Annotated in this window: 13 protein-coding genes; 4 read left to right on the forward strand and 9 right to left on the reverse strand. The window is 69.1% G+C overall.

Going from position 1 to position 17,675, the window contains the following annotated elements; all coding sequences use genetic code 11:
- Positions 1 to 118: 118 nt before the first annotated feature.
- The 6 genes from MMG85_RS04640 to MMG85_RS04665 form a co-directional block, all read right to left on the reverse strand.
- Complete coding sequence (locus MMG85_RS04640; RefSeq protein WP_241044962.1) at positions 119 to 454, reverse strand: DUF3325 domain-containing protein; 336 nt, start codon at positions 452 to 454, stop codon at positions 119 to 121.
- On the reverse strand, positions 447 to 2,117 hold the full coding sequence (locus MMG85_RS04645; RefSeq protein WP_241044963.1) for a PepSY-associated TM helix domain-containing protein: 1,671 nt from the start codon (positions 2,115 to 2,117) through the stop codon (positions 447 to 449). The genes MMG85_RS04640 and MMG85_RS04645 overlap by 8 nt, the downstream gene beginning before the upstream one ends.
- Positions 2,118 to 2,133: 16 nt before the next feature.
- Positions 2,134 to 2,448, reverse strand: coding sequence for an iron uptake protein (locus MMG85_RS04650; protein WP_241044964.1), 315 nt, complete (start codon positions 2,446 to 2,448; stop codon positions 2,134 to 2,136).
- Positions 2,449 to 2,488: 40 nt separating this feature from the next.
- Complete coding sequence (locus MMG85_RS04655) at positions 2,489 to 4,654, reverse strand: TonB-dependent siderophore receptor (protein WP_241044965.1); 2,166 nt, start codon at positions 4,652 to 4,654, stop codon at positions 2,489 to 2,491.
- A 306-nt stretch (positions 4,655 to 4,960) separates the two neighbouring features.
- Positions 4,961 to 7,804, reverse strand: a complete 2,844-nt coding sequence (locus tag MMG85_RS04660) for a TonB-dependent receptor (RefSeq protein ID WP_241044966.1) — start codon at positions 7,802 to 7,804, stop codon at positions 4,961 to 4,963.
- 214 nt (positions 7,805 to 8,018) lie between these two features.
- Positions 8,019 to 8,801 (reverse strand): sulfite exporter TauE/SafE family protein, encoded by a 783-nt coding sequence (locus MMG85_RS04665; protein WP_241044967.1) that lies wholly within the window; start codon positions 8,799 to 8,801, stop codon positions 8,019 to 8,021.
- A 78-nt stretch (positions 8,802 to 8,879) separates the two neighbouring features.
- On the opposite strand from MMG85_RS04665, the gene MMG85_RS04670 reads away from it, so the two are divergent.
- The 3 genes from MMG85_RS04670 to MMG85_RS04680 all read left to right on the forward strand — a co-directional run bounded on the left by MMG85_RS04670 (position 8,880) and on the right by MMG85_RS04680 (position 13,023).
- Positions 8,880 to 10,841 carry a transglycosylase SLT domain-containing protein gene (locus tag MMG85_RS04670; RefSeq protein WP_241044968.1) on the forward strand — a complete coding sequence of 654 codons (1,962 nt, stop codon included), beginning with the start codon at positions 8,880 to 8,882 and terminating at the stop codon, positions 10,839 to 10,841.
- A gap of 198 nt (positions 10,842 to 11,039) precedes the next feature.
- Positions 11,040 to 12,269: a multifunctional CCA addition/repair protein gene (locus MMG85_RS04675; protein WP_241044969.1), complete on the forward strand. Its 1,230-nt coding sequence runs from the start codon at positions 11,040 to 11,042 to the stop codon at positions 12,267 to 12,269.
- A 91-nt stretch (positions 12,270 to 12,360) separates the two neighbouring features.
- Positions 12,361 to 13,023 carry a DUF3011 domain-containing protein gene (locus MMG85_RS04680; protein ID WP_241044970.1) on the forward strand — a complete coding sequence of 221 codons (663 nt, stop codon included), beginning with the start codon at positions 12,361 to 12,363 and terminating at the stop codon, positions 13,021 to 13,023.
- Positions 13,024 to 13,079: 56 nt separating this feature from the next.
- On the opposite strand, the gene MMG85_RS04685 is transcribed toward MMG85_RS04680, so the two are convergent.
- Genes MMG85_RS04685 through MMG85_RS04695 form a run of 3 tightly spaced genes read right to left on the reverse strand, consistent with a single transcriptional unit; the run spans position 13,080 to position 15,732 of the window.
- Entirely contained in the window at positions 13,080 to 13,727 is a 648-nt protein-coding gene (locus MMG85_RS04685; RefSeq protein ID WP_241044971.1) for an MliC family protein, read from the reverse strand.
- Positions 13,728 to 13,783: 56 nt separating this feature from the next.
- Positions 13,784 to 15,043 (reverse strand): HAMP domain-containing sensor histidine kinase, encoded by a 1,260-nt coding sequence (locus MMG85_RS04690; RefSeq protein WP_241044972.1) that lies wholly within the window; start codon positions 15,041 to 15,043, stop codon positions 13,784 to 13,786.
- Complete coding sequence (locus MMG85_RS04695; protein WP_241044973.1) at positions 15,040 to 15,732, reverse strand: response regulator transcription factor; 693 nt, start codon at positions 15,730 to 15,732, stop codon at positions 15,040 to 15,042. Before MMG85_RS04695 ends, MMG85_RS04690 begins: the two co-directional genes overlap by 4 nt.
- Positions 15,733 to 15,866: 134 nt before the next feature.
- On the opposite strand from MMG85_RS04695, the gene MMG85_RS04700 reads away from it, so the two are divergent.
- Complete coding sequence (locus tag MMG85_RS04700) at positions 15,867 to 17,573, forward strand: glycosyltransferase family 39 protein (RefSeq protein WP_241045022.1); 1,707 nt, start codon at positions 15,867 to 15,869, stop codon at positions 17,571 to 17,573.
- Positions 17,574 to 17,675: the final 102 nt, after the last annotated feature.

Here is a 17,675-nt window from a genome sequence, read left to right on the forward strand (position 1 = left end):
CGATGGGCCTCCCTCCGCCTGCCCGCATCGTACTCCCGCCTTGGCGGAAGTCACGGCAGGTCGTGGCAGGCATCGCGGTGCCGACACCACGGTGCGAATCCCGGACGTGATGCGCGGCTCAGCCGCAGCGGGCACGCACCCAGGGCGAGAGCAGCCGCAGCCAATGCGGCTGCCAGGCGAGCGTCATGCCCACACCGACCGCCGCAGCGGTCAGCCCCATCACCCAGACCAGGCTGGCCATGGTGGCGTGATCGACGACCAGACAGAGCACCAGCGCCCCCAGCAAGGCCAGGACACCGGCGATCCTCAGCCCGCGCCGCGTCGCCGCCGTGGGGGGTTCGCCCCACACCTGCTGGGCGTGGACGGGCATCGACAAGGCCAGCCATCCCATGCCGGCCACGCTCGCCACCAGCGCGGCCAGCAACAGCAGGGCGGCAGGCACGCCCTCATGCATGGGTCGTCTCCGCCCCCGCCAGCGGCGAGGCCGAGGCGGTCGCCGCGCGGCGCTTCAGCAGGCGCGCGGTCAAGGCGGCCACCACACCGCCTGCCAGCAGGGTCAGGTCCACGCCCGCGACCGGCCAGTAACCCGCGCCGATCGTGCGCAGCAGGTGATCGCCGGTGGTGATCCAGTTCAGCAGCACCGCCGCCAGCGCCAGCAGCGCGATCATCGCGCACTGCTCGCGCCATGCCGGATTGGCCAGGCCACGCGCGACCGGCGCACTGCGCCACGCCGCGTGCAGCATCGCCAGCAGCCAGGTGCCCCAGAACGCATAGCGTTCCCAGTCGCCGCGTGCCGGCAGGTCTTCCGGCAACAGCCGGTTGGCGACCAGGATGCCCAGCGCCGCCAGCACCATGCCGGTGACCGTGGTCACCGCCAGCGCATCGACTACGCGCGCCCCCTGCTGGCCCTGCCGCGCGTGCTGCCGCTTGCGCTTCTCGACGAAGAACAGGAAGCCGGTCGCAATGCACACCGCGCCGAGCAGCCCGCCCAGCACGTACATCCAGCGCAGCAGCCAGTGGCGGAAATGCTGCAGGTGCAGGCCGGTGAGGAATTCGGCGACGCGGCCTGCGGCGCTGGACGCCGGGTCCTCGTGGATCAGCTCGCCGGTGGCCGCGTTGTAGTGGATGCCGTCGCCGACCAGCGCGATGCGGTCGGTGCCGGCGCGATACACGCTGACATAGCCGTTCGCGTCGCCGACATGCTGCAGCACCAGGAAGCCGACATCGCCGGCCTTGTCCTGCGCCTGCCAGCGCCGCTGCGCGTCCGCCACCATCGCATCGACGTTGGCGAGCCCGGCGGGCACGCCCGCGCGCGTATGCGGCAGGCCGGTCTCGCGCGCTTCCACTTCCGCGTGCAGGTCATGCAGGTCGTGCAGCTGCGTGTGCCCGACCGGGAAGTAGTACGTCGCCGCGAAGATCAGCAGGCCGGTGAAGGCGAAGAAGAAGTGGAACGGCAACGCCACCACGCCGGTCAGGTTGTGCAGGTCCAGCACGCTGCGCAACCCGCCCTTGGCCGGCCGGAAGGTGAAGAATTCGCGGAAGATCTTGCGATGCATCACCACGCCGGTGACCAGCGCCACCAGCATCATCAGCGCGGAGAACCCGACGATCCAGATGCCCAGGTTCTTCCAGTCCAGCGTCAGGCCGTAGTGCATCGGATAGAAGAAGCCGCTGCCGACCTTCAGGCGGTCGTTCGGCAGCAGCGTGCCGTCGCGCGGATCGATGGTGGCATCGGCCCAGATGGCCTCTTCCGGGTCCTTGGCGTTCGGCACTTCGTAGCCGGCGAACAGCTGCAGCACCGGATCGCGGTGGGTGGTGTAGGCACTCCAGCTGACCACCGCGTCGAAGCGCTCGGGCATCGGCCCGTCCACGCGGGGGCGCATCGCGTCCACCGTCGCCGGCAGCGGTTGCATGCGTTCAAATGCTGGCCGCAGGATCTTCTCGTACGACGGCATCGGCTGCGGCTCGAAGCGCGTGGACGGAATCGCCCAGCGGTCGATCTCGCGGTCGAACACCGACAGCGCACCGAAGAAGAACGCGGCCATCAGCACGAAGCCGAGGACCAGCCCGAACCAGGTATGCAGCCAGGCCATCGCCTGGCGGAAGCTCTGCATCATGATGACGTCCTCCGCCTCAGACCAGCCGCGATTGCACGAACGAACCGACGGCGGCCAGCAAGGCGCCACCGCCCACGAGCACCGTCCACACCAGCCACAGCCGGCGCGCCGCGAAGGTCCACAGGAACACCACCAGGAACGCCAGCACGCCGAACAGGCTGGCGAGGAATTCCGCATCGTGGAAGTCCATGCCGGCGGCGAACATCAGGCTGGCGCCGGCGGCGACGATGCCCCAGGCGAAGCCATAACCGCCGAAGATGGCGGCGACGATGCGGGCCGCCAGATGCAGGCGCGGCGAACGGGGAGCGACGGAATGCGGGATCGTGGACATGGTGGCGGCGGCTACCGTGGCAGGACAGGCGTGGCGGGCATCAGAAGCGGTATTCCAGGCTCAGCGACCAGTGGCGCGGCGCGCCGTAGTAGCCGATCTGGTACAGCGTGTTGATGTACTTCTCGTCGGTCAGGTTGCCGACATTGGCGCGCAGCGTGGCATTCTCCAGGAAGTTCCAGGCGGCGAACGCATTCACCACCGCATAGCTGCCCTGCCGCACGGTCTGGCCGCTGTAGCTCTCGGTGTTGGAGATGGCGCTCTGCCAGCGACCGCCGATACCGAACGACAGCGCCTCGTAGCTCGGCAGGCGTGCGCTCAGCATCAGGTTCGCGGTGCGGCGCGGCACCCAGTTGTAGGTCAGCGTGCCTTCCTCGCCGTCCATCTTCAGATGCGTGTAACCGAACACCAGGTCGGTGTACGCGTTGAGCCTGCCGGTGGCCTCGAACTCCCAGCCCTTCGACTCCACGTCCTTGGGCACGTAGTAGTTCAACAGCGTGTCGGCGTTGTAGCCGGCGAACGTCGCCAGCCCTTCCTGCTTGGCGGTGAAGTACGCCAGCGTGGTCAGCAGGCGCTTGTCCAGCCACTCGGCCTTGACGCCCACTTCGTAGTTCACGCCCTTCGACGGCGCCAGGTAGAAACCGTCGAAGTCGCGCTGGTCCTGCGGCTGGTAGATGTCCGAGTAGCTGACGTAGCCCAGCAGGTCGTCGGTGAAGTCGTAGGTCAGGCCGGCGTAGGGGCTGGTGTTGCTTTCGGTCTCGTCGAACGGCTCGATGCCGTTGGCGCCGTCGCGGTGGTACTCGGCGTAGTTGACGCCGAGGACCGCCTTGAAGTCTTCCGTCAGCGACAGGCGGGTCGCGCCGAACACACGGCGCAGGCGCTGGTTGAAGAAACTCGACCGTTCGCGCGGGCCCCAGGTCGGCTCGGGCACGGCATCGCCCGCGTACGGGAACGCAGGCAGCGGATCGAAGACCGACAGCGACGGATTGAACGAATACGTCTGCTCGCTTTCCGCCTGGCTGAGGCCGAACATCGCCTCGTGCTCGCGGCCGAACAGCTGGAAGCGGCCGTTGAGGCTCAGGTCCACCAGGTCCGAGGTCAGTTCGTCCTGCCCCTTGTACGCCCACCCCAGCAGGCCCGTGCGGGTGACCGGATCGAGGCCGGCGAACGAGTATGCGAAGAACAGCTGGTCGTCGTTCTCGCCCTTGCGGTGGTTGTAGGTCGCCTTCAGCTGCCAGTCTTCGCCCAGCTGGTGCGTGTATTCGACAAACGCGGCCTGCGTGTTGGTGTCCCAGTACGCCCAGTCCACCGTGGTCGACGCGCCCACGTCCCACGACGGCTGCGTGCCGTCGGTGTTCACGAACGGCAGCGCACCCCACATGTTGCCGGTGGTGTCGGCCTGCTGCCACGAGTAGCCGAAGGTCAGCGTGCCGTCGTCGCCCACCTGGCCATCGATCACCGCATAGCCGAAGGTGCGCTCGCTCTCGAAATCGCGCAGGTAGGAATCGGCCTCCTCACGCGCCACCACCACGCGACCGGCCCAGGTGCCGTTGTCGGTGAACGGCGTGGAGTAGTCGAACTCCACGCGACGCTCGCCCCACGAACCCACCTTCACGCCCACCGATCCCTCGGCGTCGTTGGTCGGACGCTTGCGCACGTAGTTGATGGTGCCGGCCGAGTTGCCCACGCCGGTCAGCAGACCGTTGGCGCCGCGGATCACTTCCAGCTTCTCGTAGCCGAATGCGTCCATCGCGCCGGTGGCGATGCCCCAGTCGTTGGGCATGCCCACGCCATCGACCTGCGTGCTCTTGATCTCGAAGCCGCGCGCCAGGTAATTGGTGCGGTTGGTTTCCCATTCCTCCACCTGGATGCCGGTGGCCAGCCGCAGCGCGTCATTGAGGCTGTCGGCGCCGAACTGAGCCATCTGCTCGCTGCTGACCACGCTGATCGACTGCGGGGTTTCCTTGATGGCCAGGTCCAGGTTGGTGGCGCCGTTGCTGACGCGGTTGGCGCGCTGGCCGACCACCAGCACCTTGTCCAGATCGGTGGCGCTGGCATCGCCGGCGGCCGGCGCGGCCTGCTGCGGCGCCGCCAGCGCCGTGCCCGTCAGGCACAGCAGCGCCAGCCCGATGGCGGCGGGCAGGCGGCGGGACGGGAAGGAAGGCCGGACGAGGGCGGAAGACGGCAGGGACGGACGCAGACGACGCATGGAGGGACCTGGGGGAGGACATGGAGGAGGAAGGCGGCATGCAGCACCGCAGGGCGGCGAGGCACCACGAGGGCACGGCCGCCACGCGGCGGTGCATGCGGTCGAGGACCCGGAGGACCCTGCCGCCAGGCGCCTATTAAATGCGAATGATTCTTGTTTTTCAAGTCACAGGAACGCTTCGCGCCCCGCGACCGATCGTCGCGACCCCTCCCGGGACCTGCCTGCTGCCCGGCCCACGCGCGCGCCGGACCCCGCAGACGAAGAAGCCGGCTTGCGCCGGCTTCCCGTCTGTCCTGTCCCGAGAACTCAGAACCGCAGGTTCGCCCGCACGTAGAAGAAGCGGCCGCCGGGGATGTCGTAGGTCGACGCCTCATAGCCGTTGAGCGAGCACGAGGTGCAGACCGGCGGCTCCTCGTCGAACACGTTGTTGACGCCGCCGGTCAGCTGCAGGCCCTTGAACCACTCGAACTCGTAGCCCAGCTGCAGGTCGTGGTAGGTCGTCGCGGCCAGCGTGTTGGTGGTGGCGGTGCTGCAGTAGGCCGCCGGATCGGCCGCCAGGCAGGCCTCTTCCATCTCGGACAGGTGGCGGATGCTCCACGCGGCATTCCAGTTGCCGAGCCTCCAGTCCAGCGTGGCCGTCGAGGTCCATTCCGGAATCGCGGTGTCGTTGACCACGATGCCCGGGCCCTGCGGCTGCGCCTGGCCACCGGCACCGCGCGCTTCGTAGCGGGTGACGAAGGTGTTCTGCCAGCTCAGCTTGAAACGGCCGATGCTGGACTCGGGCAGGGACCAGAACACGTCCGCGTCCCAGCCGTCGGTCTTGATCGAGCCCAGGTTGATCAGGAAGTTGGCGAACGTGTCGATCTCGCCCGAGGCCAGCCGGCTGATGCCGGTGCAGTACTGCGGATCCTGCGTGGTCGCGCACAGGTCGAGCTGGGTCTGCGCGTCGATGGCCTGGATCGCACCCTCCAGGTCGTGCCGGTAGAAGGTCAGCTCGACATCGAGCTTGTCCGACCATGCGACGTCTTCGGCAAACGACGGACTGAATACCAGGCCCGCGCTGAAGCTGCGCGCGGTCTCCGGCTGCAACGCCGGATTGCCGCCGGTCAGCACCGGAATCTGCGGGTCGTTCTGGCGCGCGCCTGCCGGCACGCCCGGGCAGGCGACAGGGGCGAGCGAGCCAGCCGGCGCACTCGGCGGCACCAGGCAGGGATCGACCAGCAGCGCGTCGAAGCGGCTCTGCGAGCCGTACAGCTCGCCGATCGACGGCGCGCGGAACCCTTCCGCATACGTCGCGCGCAGCAGCAGATCTTCGGCCACCTGCCAGCGCAGGCCGTACTTCGGGGTGAACTCGCCGCCGAAGGTGGAATAGTCCGAATAGCGCCCGGCCAGGCTCAGGTCGATCTTGCCCGCGCCGTCCTGCTGCGCATACAGCGGCACGTTGAATTCGACGTAGGCTTCGTTGACGTCGTATTCGCCGGACGTCGGCAGCGAGGGCACGCCGTTGTATTCGCCGGCCACGGTCTGCGGATCCGGGTTGTAGCTGCCTTCGTACTTGCGGTACTCGTAACCGGCGGCGAACTCGACATCGCCCGCCCACGCCGGGAACAGCGCACCGCTGAGGTTGGCGGTCACCTGGGTCAGCTTCTGCTCGCTGCGGTCGCGGAACAGCGGGCTGATGTAGGCCAGCATCGCCGGGGTGATGGTGTCGAAGCCGAAGATGTCCAGCGGCGTGCACCCGCTGGTCGCGGCGCACACGGCCGGATCGCCCAGCGCGATGGCGATGTTGCGCGCGTTGTAGCTGCCGCGGTTGGTCTGTTCGGCCTCGTTCTTGCTGAAGGCGGCATTGACGTCCCAGAAGAACGTGCGCTCGCCGCCGAACGATCCCTCCAGCCCCGCCGCGATGTACTGCGTATCCACTTCCTGCTCGAAGATGCGCGGACCGCCCTCGTTCGGCCGGCGGCGGATGGTGCCGATGTTGGCGTTCGGACCACTGCCGATCAGGTCGAAGCCGAACGGATTGAACGGATGGTTGGCGGGAATGACGAGATCGGCGGTGTAGCTGGTGCCTGCACCGGGACCCAGATCGATCGGCTCCGGCGCCGCCTGGTTGGTGGACTCGCGCCGGTTGTACAGCGCCTTGGCGTAGAAGTTCAGCTCCTCGGTGATCGAGAAGCGGTACTGCGCGAACGCGCCCATCCGCTTGGACGGCGTCATCAGCAGGTTGAACGGCGCGTAGTTGAAGGCATCACGACCGAAGTCGAAGCACTGGAAGCCGTCGCTGCGCGTCACGCCCGGTGCGCAGGCGGGCAGGCCGGGGGTGTACACGGGGTTGGTCTGTCCCGGCTTCACCGACAGGTCATAGGCGACACCGTTCGGATCGGTGAACGCGTAGCGTCCACCGAGGATGCGCGAGCTGCCGCCCTGGATCGGGATGGACGAGATGTCGCGGTCGGCGGAGCTGACTTCCTTCTGCTCGGTATAGCTCAGGCTGAGGAACAGGTTGCTGCGCTCGTTGTCGAAGCCCCAGGCGAGGTCGGCGCCGGTGACTTCGCCATCGCCCTTGTCGAACTGGCCGTAGTTCAGGGTGACCTGCCCGCCGTCGAAGTTGCGGCGGGTGATGATGTTGACCACGCCGGCGATCGCGTCGGAGCCGTACAGCGAGGACGCGCCGTCCTCCAGCACTTCGATCCGCTCGACCAGCGCCAGCGGGATCGTGTTGAGGTCGACCGCCGCACTGACTCCGGACGCGGACGACTCGTTGACCCAGCGCATGCCATCGACCAGCACCAGTACGCGCTTCGGCCCCAGGTTGCGCAGGTCCACCTGCGCCGAGCCCGCACCCACGCCGTCGCCATTGGGCGAGAAGCCGAAGTTGCCGGACGAGTTGAACTTGGTGTTGAGCGCCGAACCGGAACCGGTCAACTCCTGCAGGATGTCGCCGATCGAGGTCAGGCCGGTGCGTTCGATCTCTTCGCGCGACAGCGTCTGCACCGGCACGCGGCCTTCCATTTCGGCGCGCTTGATACGACTGCCGGTGACGGTAAGCGTGTCGAGCGTGGTGGCTTCCTGCGCCACCGCGCCGACGGGCAGGGCGAGGAGCACGGCAATGCGGATGGCCGAAGCCAGGGTGCGGCGGCGCGCTTTCATGTGGGTCTCTCTCCGAAGGGGTGGGGCCGCGCGGCGAACGCCTAAAGCGGCTTGCCCTTCGTTGTAAAGAATATGTAAAACACCCACAACGGAAACAAGTCACCCTTTTGAAAATGGTAACGACGATTATCTGCGGGTAAATACGATTACCCGGAGTTTATGCACGCCATCGTCACGAGGATTAACAACTAAATGCGTGTAGCACGCATGCGACTCAGCCGCTGGCGATGATCGCGATCCCCATCACCACCATGAAAGCCGCGAACACGCGCTTCAACGCCTTGCCGCCGATATGGTGGGCGAGCCGCGTGCCATAGGGCGCCGCCAGTACCGAAGCGATGGCGACCCCGATGGCCGCCGGCAGATAGATGTAGCCCACCGCGTGCGCCGGCAACGCGCCCGGCGGCGCATGCACGGCATAGCCCACCGCGCTGGCGATCCCGATCGCGACGCCGCAGGCACTCGATGTTCCCACCGCCCGCACCGGCTGCACGCCACGCCACACCAGCAGCGGCACGGTCATGCTGCCGCCCCCGATCCCGACGACGGCCGACACGGCACCGATGGCGGAGCCGGCCACGCTCATTGCCGGTCCGCGCGGCGCGGGCACGCCCCGTCCTTCCGGATGCGCATGGCCGCCCAGCAGCATCTGTGCGCCGGCGATGAAGCAGTAACCCGCCACGATCCAGCGCAGCACCCCATCATCGAGATGGACCGCCAGCCCACTGCCCAGCCAGCCACCGAGCAGCAGCCCCGGCACCATCCAGGCCACCGTCGGCCACAGCACGCTGCCGCGACGGTGGTGCGCGTACGCCGACGACGTGGCCGTCAGCACGATGCTCGCCAGTGAACTCGCCAACGCGGCATGCATCGCGGCGTCGGCGGGAATCCCGTGCATCGGCAGGAGCCACGCCAGCGCCGCGACCAGTACCAGGCCGCCACCGATCCCGAGCAGGCCGGCGAGCAGGCCGGCCAGCACGCCGAGCAACGGAAACATCCACACACCTTCCACGCGCCACCTCGTTGTCATGGCCTGTCTACAGGCCGGTTCAGCCGGCTTGGGTATAGTCCCGGCATGATCCGTCCCTCACCTTTCATCGTACTCGTTGCCCTCGCCGGCCTGTGCTCCGCGCCGACCCTGCATGCGCAATCCCTCGACACCCAGCGGCCCGCAATGCGCGATGCGCTCGCGGCCGCGGAAGCCGGCCGCTTCGATGCCGGCACGGCCGCTGCACTCGCCCGCCACCCGCTGTACGGCTGGCTGGAACTGGCCTCGCTGCGGCGCGATCCGGATGCCATCACGACCACCCAGGCGCAGGCGTTCCTGACGCGCTACGACGGCCAGGCCGTCGCCGTGCAGTTCCGCAACCTCTGGCTGGCCGCACTCGCACGGCGCCAGGACTGGCCCACCTTCCTCGCCGCGTGGAAGCCGACCGACAGCGTCGCCCTGCAGTGCGCGCACCTGCAGGCACGGCAGGCGACCGGCCGCACCGATGCGGCGTGGACGGAACAGGCGCAAGCCCTCTGGCGCAAGGGTGCCAAGTCGCTGCCCGACGGCTGCGATCCGGTGTTCAACGTGCTCGCCAGCCAGGGCGGACTGACACCGGCATTGCGCTGGGAACGCATCGAGGCCGGGGCGGCCGAGCGCCAGACCGGCGTGATGCGCAGCGCCGCCCGCGGCTTGCCGGGCGATGATGCCGCACTGGCCAACGACTACGCCGCCTTCATCGACGCCGTCCATCCGCGTGCGCTGAACTGGCCGAAGACCGAACGCAGCCGCCGGATGGCCGCGCATGGCCTGGCGAAACTCGCCCAGAGCGATCCCGACACCGCCGAACGCCTGTTGCCGCAGTACGCCGACGCGCTGGCCATGGGCGAAAGCGAGCGTGACCAGGTGCTGTACCAGGTCGCCTTGTGGACGGTGGCCTCGTACGGACCGGATTCCGCGCGCCGGCTCGGCAACGTGCCGGCGTCGGCGTACGACGAGCGCCTGCACGAATGGCGTGTGCGCGACGCGCTGTCGCGCGGCGACTGGCCGGCGGCGCTGGCCGCGCTGAGGAAGATGCCGGCGACGCAGCGCAATGATTCGCGCTGGCGCTACTTCGAGGCGCGCATGAGCGAGAAGACCGGCGACCGCGCCAGCGCGCAGCGGCTGTTCCGCGAGACCGCGACCAGCCCCACCTTCCATGGCTTCCTCGCCGCGGACCGGCTGGAACAGCCGTATGCGCTGTGTGCCTGGATTCCCAACGACGCCACCACCGCGAAACAGGCCGTCGCCCGCGACCCCGCCATCGTGCGCGCGATGGAACTGTGGCAGCTGGAGCGGCCGGGCTGGGCGACGGCGGAATGGAACGAGGCGCTGTCGCGCTTCGACGACACCCAGCGCCGCATCGCGGTGGGCGTGGCGCAGGACAACGGCTGGTTCGACCGCGCCGTGTTCTCGCTGGGCAAGCAGCCGGACGAACAGCGCCTGTACCAGCTGCGCTTCCCGCTGCACCACGGCGACACCATCCGGCGCGAGGCGGCCAAGCACGACATCGATCCGGCCTGGGTCGCCGCCGAGATCCGCGCCGAGAGCATCTTCAATCCGAAGGCGCGCTCGGGCGCCAATGCGATGGGCCTGATGCAGGTGCTGCCGTCCACCGGTGCGGGCGTCGCCAAGCGCTGGAACATCCCGTACACCGGCGCGGCCAGCCTGTACGACGCCGACACCAACATCGCCATCGGCACCGCCTACCTGCGCGAGATGGAAGACAAGTACGCCGTGCCCTACGTGGCGATCGCCGCCTACAACGCGGGACCGGCACCGACCGCGCGCTGGCAGGCGCAGCGGCCGGGCTTCGATCCGGACATCTGGATCGAGACGATCAGCTACAAGGAAACGCGCGAATACGTGGCGCGCGTGCTGGCCTTCAGCGTGATCTACGACTGGCGCCTCAACGGCACCGCGTTGCCGGTCAGCGACCGCCTGATGGGCCGCGTGCAGGCCAAGCGGAAGGCCTTCACCTGCCCGACGGCGGAGATGCCCAAGAGCTGAGACGCAGGATTCATGTAGGAGCGACGTCAGTCGCGACCGCGTAAACAGAACAAGCACGATCCCGCACCACGACGCCATGTCATCAGCGGACCTTCTGCGCACGATCGCAAGGCCCATGGCCTGCACCGGCCGCGGTCGCGACTGACGTCGCTCCTACAGAAGGACCGCATGACGTCTCCGATCCGGCATCATGCCGGCATGAAGATCTATCTCGTCGGCGGCGCGGTACGCGACCGGTTGCTGGGCCTGGCGCCCGGCGACCGCGACTGGGTCGTGGTCGGCGCCACGCAGGGGGAAATGGAAGCGCAGGGGTTCAAGGCGGTCGGGCGCGACTTTCCGGTGTTCCTGCATCCGGATACCGGCGAGGAATATGCGCTGGCACGCACCGAGCGCAAGAGCGGGCGCGGCTATCGTGGTTTCGTGGTCGATGCCGATCCCTCGGTGACGCTGGAAGAGGACCTGCAGCGTCGCGATTTCACCGTCAACGCCATCGCGCAGGACGAAGACGGCACCCTGGTCGATCCCTGTGGCGGTGCGCGCGACCTGGAAGCGCGCGTGCTGCGCCATGTCGGCCCGGCCTTCTCCGAAGATCCGTTGCGTGTGCTGCGCGCGGCGCGCTTCATGGCCCGCTTCGCCTCGTTGGGTTTCACCGTCGCACCGCAGACGATGGCGCTGATGCGCGCCATGGTCGCCAGCGGCGAGCTGGACACGCTGGTCCCCGAACGCGTCTGGCAGGAACTGCGGCGCGCGCTGGCATCGGCCACGCCGTCGGCTTTCCTCGCCACGCTGCGCGCCTGCGGGGCCCTGGCGGTGGTACTGCCGGAAGTCGATGCGCTGTACGGCGTGCCGCAGCGCGCGGAATACCACCCGGAAGTGGATACCGGCCTGCACCAGGAAATGGTCAGCGACATGGCGGCGCGGCTCGCGCCCGCTGACGCGCGCATTGGCTTTGCCGCGCTGGTGCACGACCTGGGCAAGGCGCTGACGCCGGCCGACGTACTGCCCAAGCACATCGGTCACGAACACGCGGGCGTGGCGCCGGTGATCGCGCTGTGCGAGCGCCTCAAGGTGCCGCTCGATCATCGCGAGCTAGCAGTGATGGCCTGCCGCGAGCATCTCAACATCCATCGCCTGTTCGAGCTGCGCGATGCGACCGTGGTCGAGCTGCTCACCCGCTGCGATGCGTTCCGCCGGCCGGAACGCATCCCGTGGCTGGCCACCGTCTGCGAGGCCGACAAGCGCGGCCGCGGCGGCCAGCAGGAAGCCGACTATCCGCAAGGACGGACGCTGGTGCGCCTGCACCAGGCCGCCCTGCAGGTCAGCGCGCGCGAGGTGGTGCGCGAGGGCATGACCGGGGTGCAGATCGGGGAAGCGCTGCAGGCGGCGCGGGTGGTGGCGGTCAGGCAGCAGCGGCAGACGGACGGCTGAGGGCTCGCCTCACATTTGGCGGCGTCCCGCGGTATCGTGGCCGCGCGGCCGGACAGGCCGCGCCCTCCCGCCGCCACACGAAGGACCCGTCATGGAACGCACGCGCATCTTCCTGTCCGCCTGTCTCGCCGGTGCCGGCCTCTGGGCCGCCGACGCCCGCGCCGATGACTACGTCACCTGCGAGAGCCGCAACGACCGCTACCAGAGCTGTCCGATCGATACCGCCGGCTACGTGACGCTGGACCGCCAGCTGTCCGGCACCGCGTGCACGCAGGGCCGCACCTGGGACTACAACCGCCGCGAGATCTGGGTCGACGACGGCTGCCGCGCCACGTTCCGCGTGCATACCAGCTCGTCGGGCCACCACGACGACAACCACGACGCCAAGGTCGCCGCCGGCGTGCTGATCGGCGCGGCCATCCTCGGCGCCATCGCGCACAACGCCAACAAGAACGACGACAAATACGAAGACGACCGCTACCAGGGCGCACGGCACAGCTCGTACGTGCCGTCGTGGATGATCGGGACGTTCGAGGGCTACAACCCGGTGTACGACCGCGACGTCACCCTGACCGTCAGTGCCGACGGACGCGCCACCGCGCGCACGCGCGACCAGACCGTCAGCGGCTGGATCAACGACGGCCGCCTCAACGTGGGCAACACCTCGTTCGACATCGACCAGTCGCGCGACGGACTGGTGACCACCCAGGTCGGCGACCGCCACAACGAAGTGCGCTACCGCCGCGTGCGCTGAGGCGGCCGGCGGGCGCAGGCGCAGCCGCCCTCGCGGCGACCGCGCCCGTCACGGCGTCACGGCACCGGCTTGCAGCTCAGCTTGTTGCCGAAGAAGTCCACCGAGGCCTCGCCCTGGTGTTCCCAGTATTCGATGCCGACGCGCCCGTACTTGGCGCCGCTGGCGGCCGGCTGCGGGAACACGATCGCCTGGTCGTTGCCCCAGGTCATGACGGCGGCGGCCGGATCGATGTCGTTGTAGTAGACCATCGTGAACGGCAGGCGGTTGTCGCTGCAGCGGTACTCGACCGGCGTCGGCACCACCATGCCCGGTGCACCGATGGCCAGTTCGACCAGGCGCGTGCGGTAGGCCTCCTGCACGCACAGGCGCAGGTCCGGCTGCTTCCAGCATTCGTCGCGGCCCTTGGCCCAGCCGCGCTGCACAGCCGGGTCGGCGTCCTTGCGTTCGGCGTAGCGGGCGGCCAGCTGGCGGTCCAGCGCCGCGAGTTCGGCGTCGCTGCACACCAGTTTCTCGGCAGCGCTCTGGGCCTTGGCGCAATCGAAGGACGGCGGCGCCATCGCGGGGATGTTCGCCACCGGCGCGGGCGATGCCTCCGGGGCGACGGTGGGCGGCGGCTCGGCGACCGCCGGCGCGGGCGGCGGCGGCGTGGCGGGCTTGCAGGCCGCCAGCAGGAGCAGGGCCAGGCAGGGCAGCGACCGCTTCATGGTGATGTCCTCGTGAGGGGTGATGGATGCTAAGCCCGGCGGGGCGAAAGACAGCGTCAACGCGCGATCCGGAGACGGCTGATCGTGCCGCGTCCCGGCGCCGACTGGATCGACAGCGTCCAGCCGAGGTGTTCGCACAGCCGTGCCAGCAGGTCCAGGCCGATGCCGCCGCCCTCGCGGCCACCGCCGCGCGCCATCTGCGCGTACAGGCGGCTGATCTCTTCCGGCGTCATGCCATGGCCGGGATCCTGAACGGTGACGGTCGCGTCCGCATCCAGCCCCACGCGGATCTCGCCGCTGTCGCTGTTCTCGATGGCATTGCGCAGCAGGTTGCCGATCGCCGACTGCACGATGTGCAGCGGCGCGGACACGCTGCACGGCGCCAGCGTTTCCACCACCACCTGCAGATCCTTGCCGGCCATCAGGTGGCGGTGGTCCTCGATGATGTCCGGCAGCAACTCGTGCAGGTGCACGCGTTCGTTGCTGCGCGACAGCCGCGCGGGATCCTTCGCCAGCGCGAGCAGCAGGGCGATCAGCCGTTCGACATCGCGCGCGGTGCGGTGGATGCGCTGCACCTGCTGGCGCGCGGGTGCCGGCAGCGCGGGCTGGTCCAGCGCCAGTTCGCTGGCGCCGGCGATGATGGCGATGGGCGTGCGCAGTTCATGGCTGGCGGTGTCGATGAAGACGCGTTCGCGCTCGACGAAGGCGTCCTGCCGGCGCAGGTAGTCGTTCAGGGCGCTGGTGATGACGTGCAGCTCGGAGCTGGCGCCGGGACTCACGACGACGCGCTGGCCGGCGTGGTCGGGCGACAGCGCACCGATGTCGCCGGCCAGGTCGGACAGCGGGCGCAGCGCATTGCGCACGCCGCGGGCGGCCAGCACGCCGATGACCGCCAGCGCCACCAGCGCCAGCAGCAGCGAACCGGCGATCAGCATCTCCTCCACGGTCTCGATGCCGGTGATGTCGCGCACGACGAAGTAGTCCACGCCGCGCACCCGGGTGACCAGCACCACGTTCTCGCGCCCGCCGAACCAGAAGTCGTCGTGCACGCCCTGTGGCAGCATCGACAGCCCCGGCGGCGGCGGACGGCCGGGCAGCTGGTACAGCTGCATCGATGCGGTGTCCTGCCACGCGTATTGCGGGTCGGCATCCTGGCGCTGCAGGTGCTGCACGATTTCCCGCTGCAGCAGCGACTTCCAGATCCGGTCCTCGAGGAAGTCGTCGGCGAAGACCAGCACGATGACCACCGCCAGCAACGCGGCGTAGCCACCGAGCAGGCGCCGGATCTGCGCATGCAGGCTGCGCCGCGGCGTCATGCCTGCCGCGCCTCGTGCGGCACCGCCAGCCGATAGCCGGTGCGCGGCAGCGTCTGGATCAGCTTGACCGGGAACGGGCCGTCGATGCTGCGCCGCAGTTCGTAGATATGCGAGCGCAGCATGTCGCCGTCCGGCGGATCGTCGCCCCACAGGGCGTGCTCCAGTTGCTGGCGGGTGACTGCGGCGGGACTGGCCTGCATCAAGGTCTCCAGCAGCTTGCGGCAGGCCGGATACAGGTGCAGCGGCTGGCCGGCGCGGGTGACTTCCAGCGTCGCCAGGTCGAGGGTCAGGTCGTGTACCTCCAGCACCTTGCGCCGCTGCCGGCCGTGCACGCGGGCGAGCAGCGCCTCCAGCCGCACTTCCAGTTCGGGCAGCGCGAACGGTTTGGTCAGGTAGTCGTCGGCGCCGGCACGGAAGCCGGAAATCTTGTCAGGCAATTCATCGCGTGCGGTCAGCATGATCACCGGCACGCTGGCATCGTGCTCCTCGCGCAGGCGGCGCAGCACTTCCGGCCCCTCCATCCGCGGCAGCATCCAGTCCAGCACGATGGCGTCGTAGGCCTGCGTGGTGGCCAGGTGCAGCCCGGTAATGCCATCGGGCGCGGCGTCCAGGGTGTGGCCGCGCGCCTCGAAATAGTCGAACAGGTTCGCCACCAGGTTCCGGTTGTCTTCGATCACCAGCAGCCGCATCGGCAGGACCCGCGCCAGGAAGAGGGACCGGCAGCATCGCCGGGCGGACGTCGAAGCGACGTCGGAGCTCCGACGAAACTCCTACGCCGCATCATCCACGATCATGCGCCCGACTGCAGACGGGCATGCCGCCGATGCGACCGACGCCGTTCCGACACGCCCCCCGCTGGCAGACGCCGCTGCTGGCCGTCCTGCTGGTATGGGCGCTGCTGGCCGGCCTGGGCCTGCGCGAGCCGATGCCGGCCGACGAGCCGCGCTTCGTGCTGGCCGCAAGGACCATGATCGAGACCGGGCAGTGGCTGTTCCCCCATCGCGGCATCGAGCTGTACGCCGAGAAACCGCCGACCTTCATGTGGCTGCAGGCCGCCAGCTATCGGCTGGTGCGCGACTGGCAGGTGGCCTTCCTGCTGCCGTCGCTGCTGTCGGCGCTGCTGACGCTGTGGCTGGCGGGCGACCTGGCGCGCCGGCTGTGGGGGCGTCGTGCCGTGCCGTACGCGGTGTTCGGCCTGTTCGTCTGCCTGCAGTTCGCGCTGCAGGCCAAGCGCGCGCAGATCGACATGGTGCTGGTGGGCATGACCACCCTGTCGCTGTGGGCGCTGCTGCGCTACCTGTTGGAGAAGCCGAGCGCATGGCTGCTGGCGCTGGGCACGTTCGCCGCCGGACTGGGGACGGTGACGAAGGGCGTGGGCTTCCTGCCGCTGCTGGTGTTCCTGCCGTGGCTGTGGGTGCGCGTGGCCTCCCGACGTGCACTGCCGTCCCATCGCGGCCTGCATGCGCTGGCCGGCGTGGCGGGCTTCATCGCGGGCGCGGGCGTCTGGCTGGTGCCGATGCTGGCGGTCGCGCTGTCGTCGTCCGACCCCGCCCTGCACGCCTATGCGCGCGAGATGCTGTTCAAGCAGACCGGCACGCGCTACGCCAACGCCTGGCACCACGTGAAGCCCGCCTGGTACTACCTGCAGACCATGCTGACGCTGTGGCTGCCCGGCGTGCTGCTGGCGCCCTGGCTGCTGCCGGCGTGGTGGCGACGGCTGCGCCGCGCCGATCCGCGATACGCGCTGCTGCTCGGCTGGGCGCTGCTGGTGCTGCTGTTCTTCAGCGCCAGCCCGGGCAAGCGCGAGGTCTACATCTTCCCGATGCTGCCGGCGCTGGCGGTGGCGGCAGCGCCGTTGCTGTCCGGTCTGCTGCGGCGTCGCGGCGTGCGTGCGGTGCTGTGGAGCTACCTGGCCGTCCTGGCGACGGTCGCCGGTGCGCTGGGACTGTGGCTGCTGACGGCTTCGCCCGCGCGCGTGCAGGCGCTGGTCGACGGTCGTGGCATGGACATCGATACGGTCGCGCAGCTGGGCCGGTGGCTGATCGGCTTCGCCGCCATCGCGATGGTCGTGATGATCGTCGCGCGGCGGCAGGTGGTGGTGGCGCTGGTCGCGGTGACGGCGGCGTTGTGGACCGCGTACGGCATGGGCTTCATGCCGGCGCTCAGTCCGGACAGTTCGGCCAGGGCGCTGATGCAGCGCGTCGGCGAACGCATCGGCCCGGACGCGGAACTCGCCCTGCTGGGCTGGCGCGAACAGCACCTGCTGCAGGCCGACCGGCCGGTCACCGAGTTCGGCTTCAAGCGGCCCTGGGTCGAGCAGTGGCAGCACGCGCATGCGTGGCTGCTGCAAGCACCGGACAGGCGCTGGCTGTTCCTGCGCAAGGACGCCATCGGCCCGTGCCTGGATCCGGCCCGGGTCATCGACATCGGCGCGTCCAATCGCCGCGCCTGGATCCTGGCGCCGGGCACGGCGTGGATCGCCGGCTGCGACGTGCCGGACAGCTGGTCCGCCGACGTCAGCGAAGACTGAACATCGCCCAACATCGTAGCGTTCCAAACACCGACACTCACCGCGCTTAACGCGGCTCCGACACCGGTCCGACCGCGCTACGACAACGTGATGGCGAGCATG

This window comes from Pseudoxanthomonas sp. LH2527, from assembly GCF_022539275.1.
Lineage (GTDB): Bacteria > Pseudomonadota > Gammaproteobacteria > Xanthomonadales > Xanthomonadaceae > Pseudoxanthomonas_A.

Coding starts and splice junctions, on each gene's coding strand:
- MMG85_RS04690 (WP_241044972.1), bottom strand. CDS start 15,043: ATGACGCCGCGGCGCAGCCTGCATGCGCAGATCCGGCGCCTGCTCGGT.
- MMG85_RS04640 (WP_241044962.1), bottom strand. CDS start 454: ATGCATGAGGGCGTGCCTGCCGCCCTGCTGTTGCTGGCCGCGCTGGTG.
- MMG85_RS04675 (WP_241044969.1), top strand. CDS start 11,040: ATGAAGATCTATCTCGTCGGCGGCGCGGTACGCGACCGGTTGCTGGGC.
- MMG85_RS04695 (WP_241044973.1), bottom strand. CDS start 15,732: ATGCGGCTGCTGGTGATCGAAGACAACCGGAACCTGGTGGCGAACCTG.
- MMG85_RS04645 (WP_241044963.1), bottom strand. CDS start 2,117: ATGATGCAGAGCTTCCGCCAGGCGATGGCCTGGCTGCATACCTGGTTC.
- MMG85_RS04655 (WP_241044965.1), bottom strand. CDS start 4,654: ATGCGTCGTCTGCGTCCGTCCCTGCCGTCTTCCGCCCTCGTCCGGCCT.
- MMG85_RS04670 (WP_241044968.1), top strand. CDS start 8,880: ATGATCCGTCCCTCACCTTTCATCGTACTCGTTGCCCTCGCCGGCCTG.
- MMG85_RS04650 (WP_241044964.1), bottom strand. CDS start 2,448: ATGTCCACGATCCCGCATTCCGTCGCTCCCCGTTCGCCGCGCCTGCAT.
- MMG85_RS04685 (WP_241044971.1), bottom strand. CDS start 13,727: ATGAAGCGGTCGCTGCCCTGCCTGGCCCTGCTCCTGCTGGCGGCCTGC.
- MMG85_RS04665 (WP_241044967.1), bottom strand. CDS start 8,801: ATGTTTCCGTTGCTCGGCGTGCTGGCCGGCCTGCTCGCCGGCCTGCTC.
- MMG85_RS04680 (WP_241044970.1), top strand. CDS start 12,361: ATGGAACGCACGCGCATCTTCCTGTCCGCCTGTCTCGCCGGTGCCGGC.
- MMG85_RS04660 (WP_241044966.1), bottom strand. CDS start 7,804: ATGAAAGCGCGCCGCCGCACCCTGGCTTCGGCCATCCGCATTGCCGTG.
- MMG85_RS04700 (WP_241045022.1), top strand. CDS start 15,867: ATGCGACCGACGCCGTTCCGACACGCCCCCCGCTGGCAGACGCCGCTG.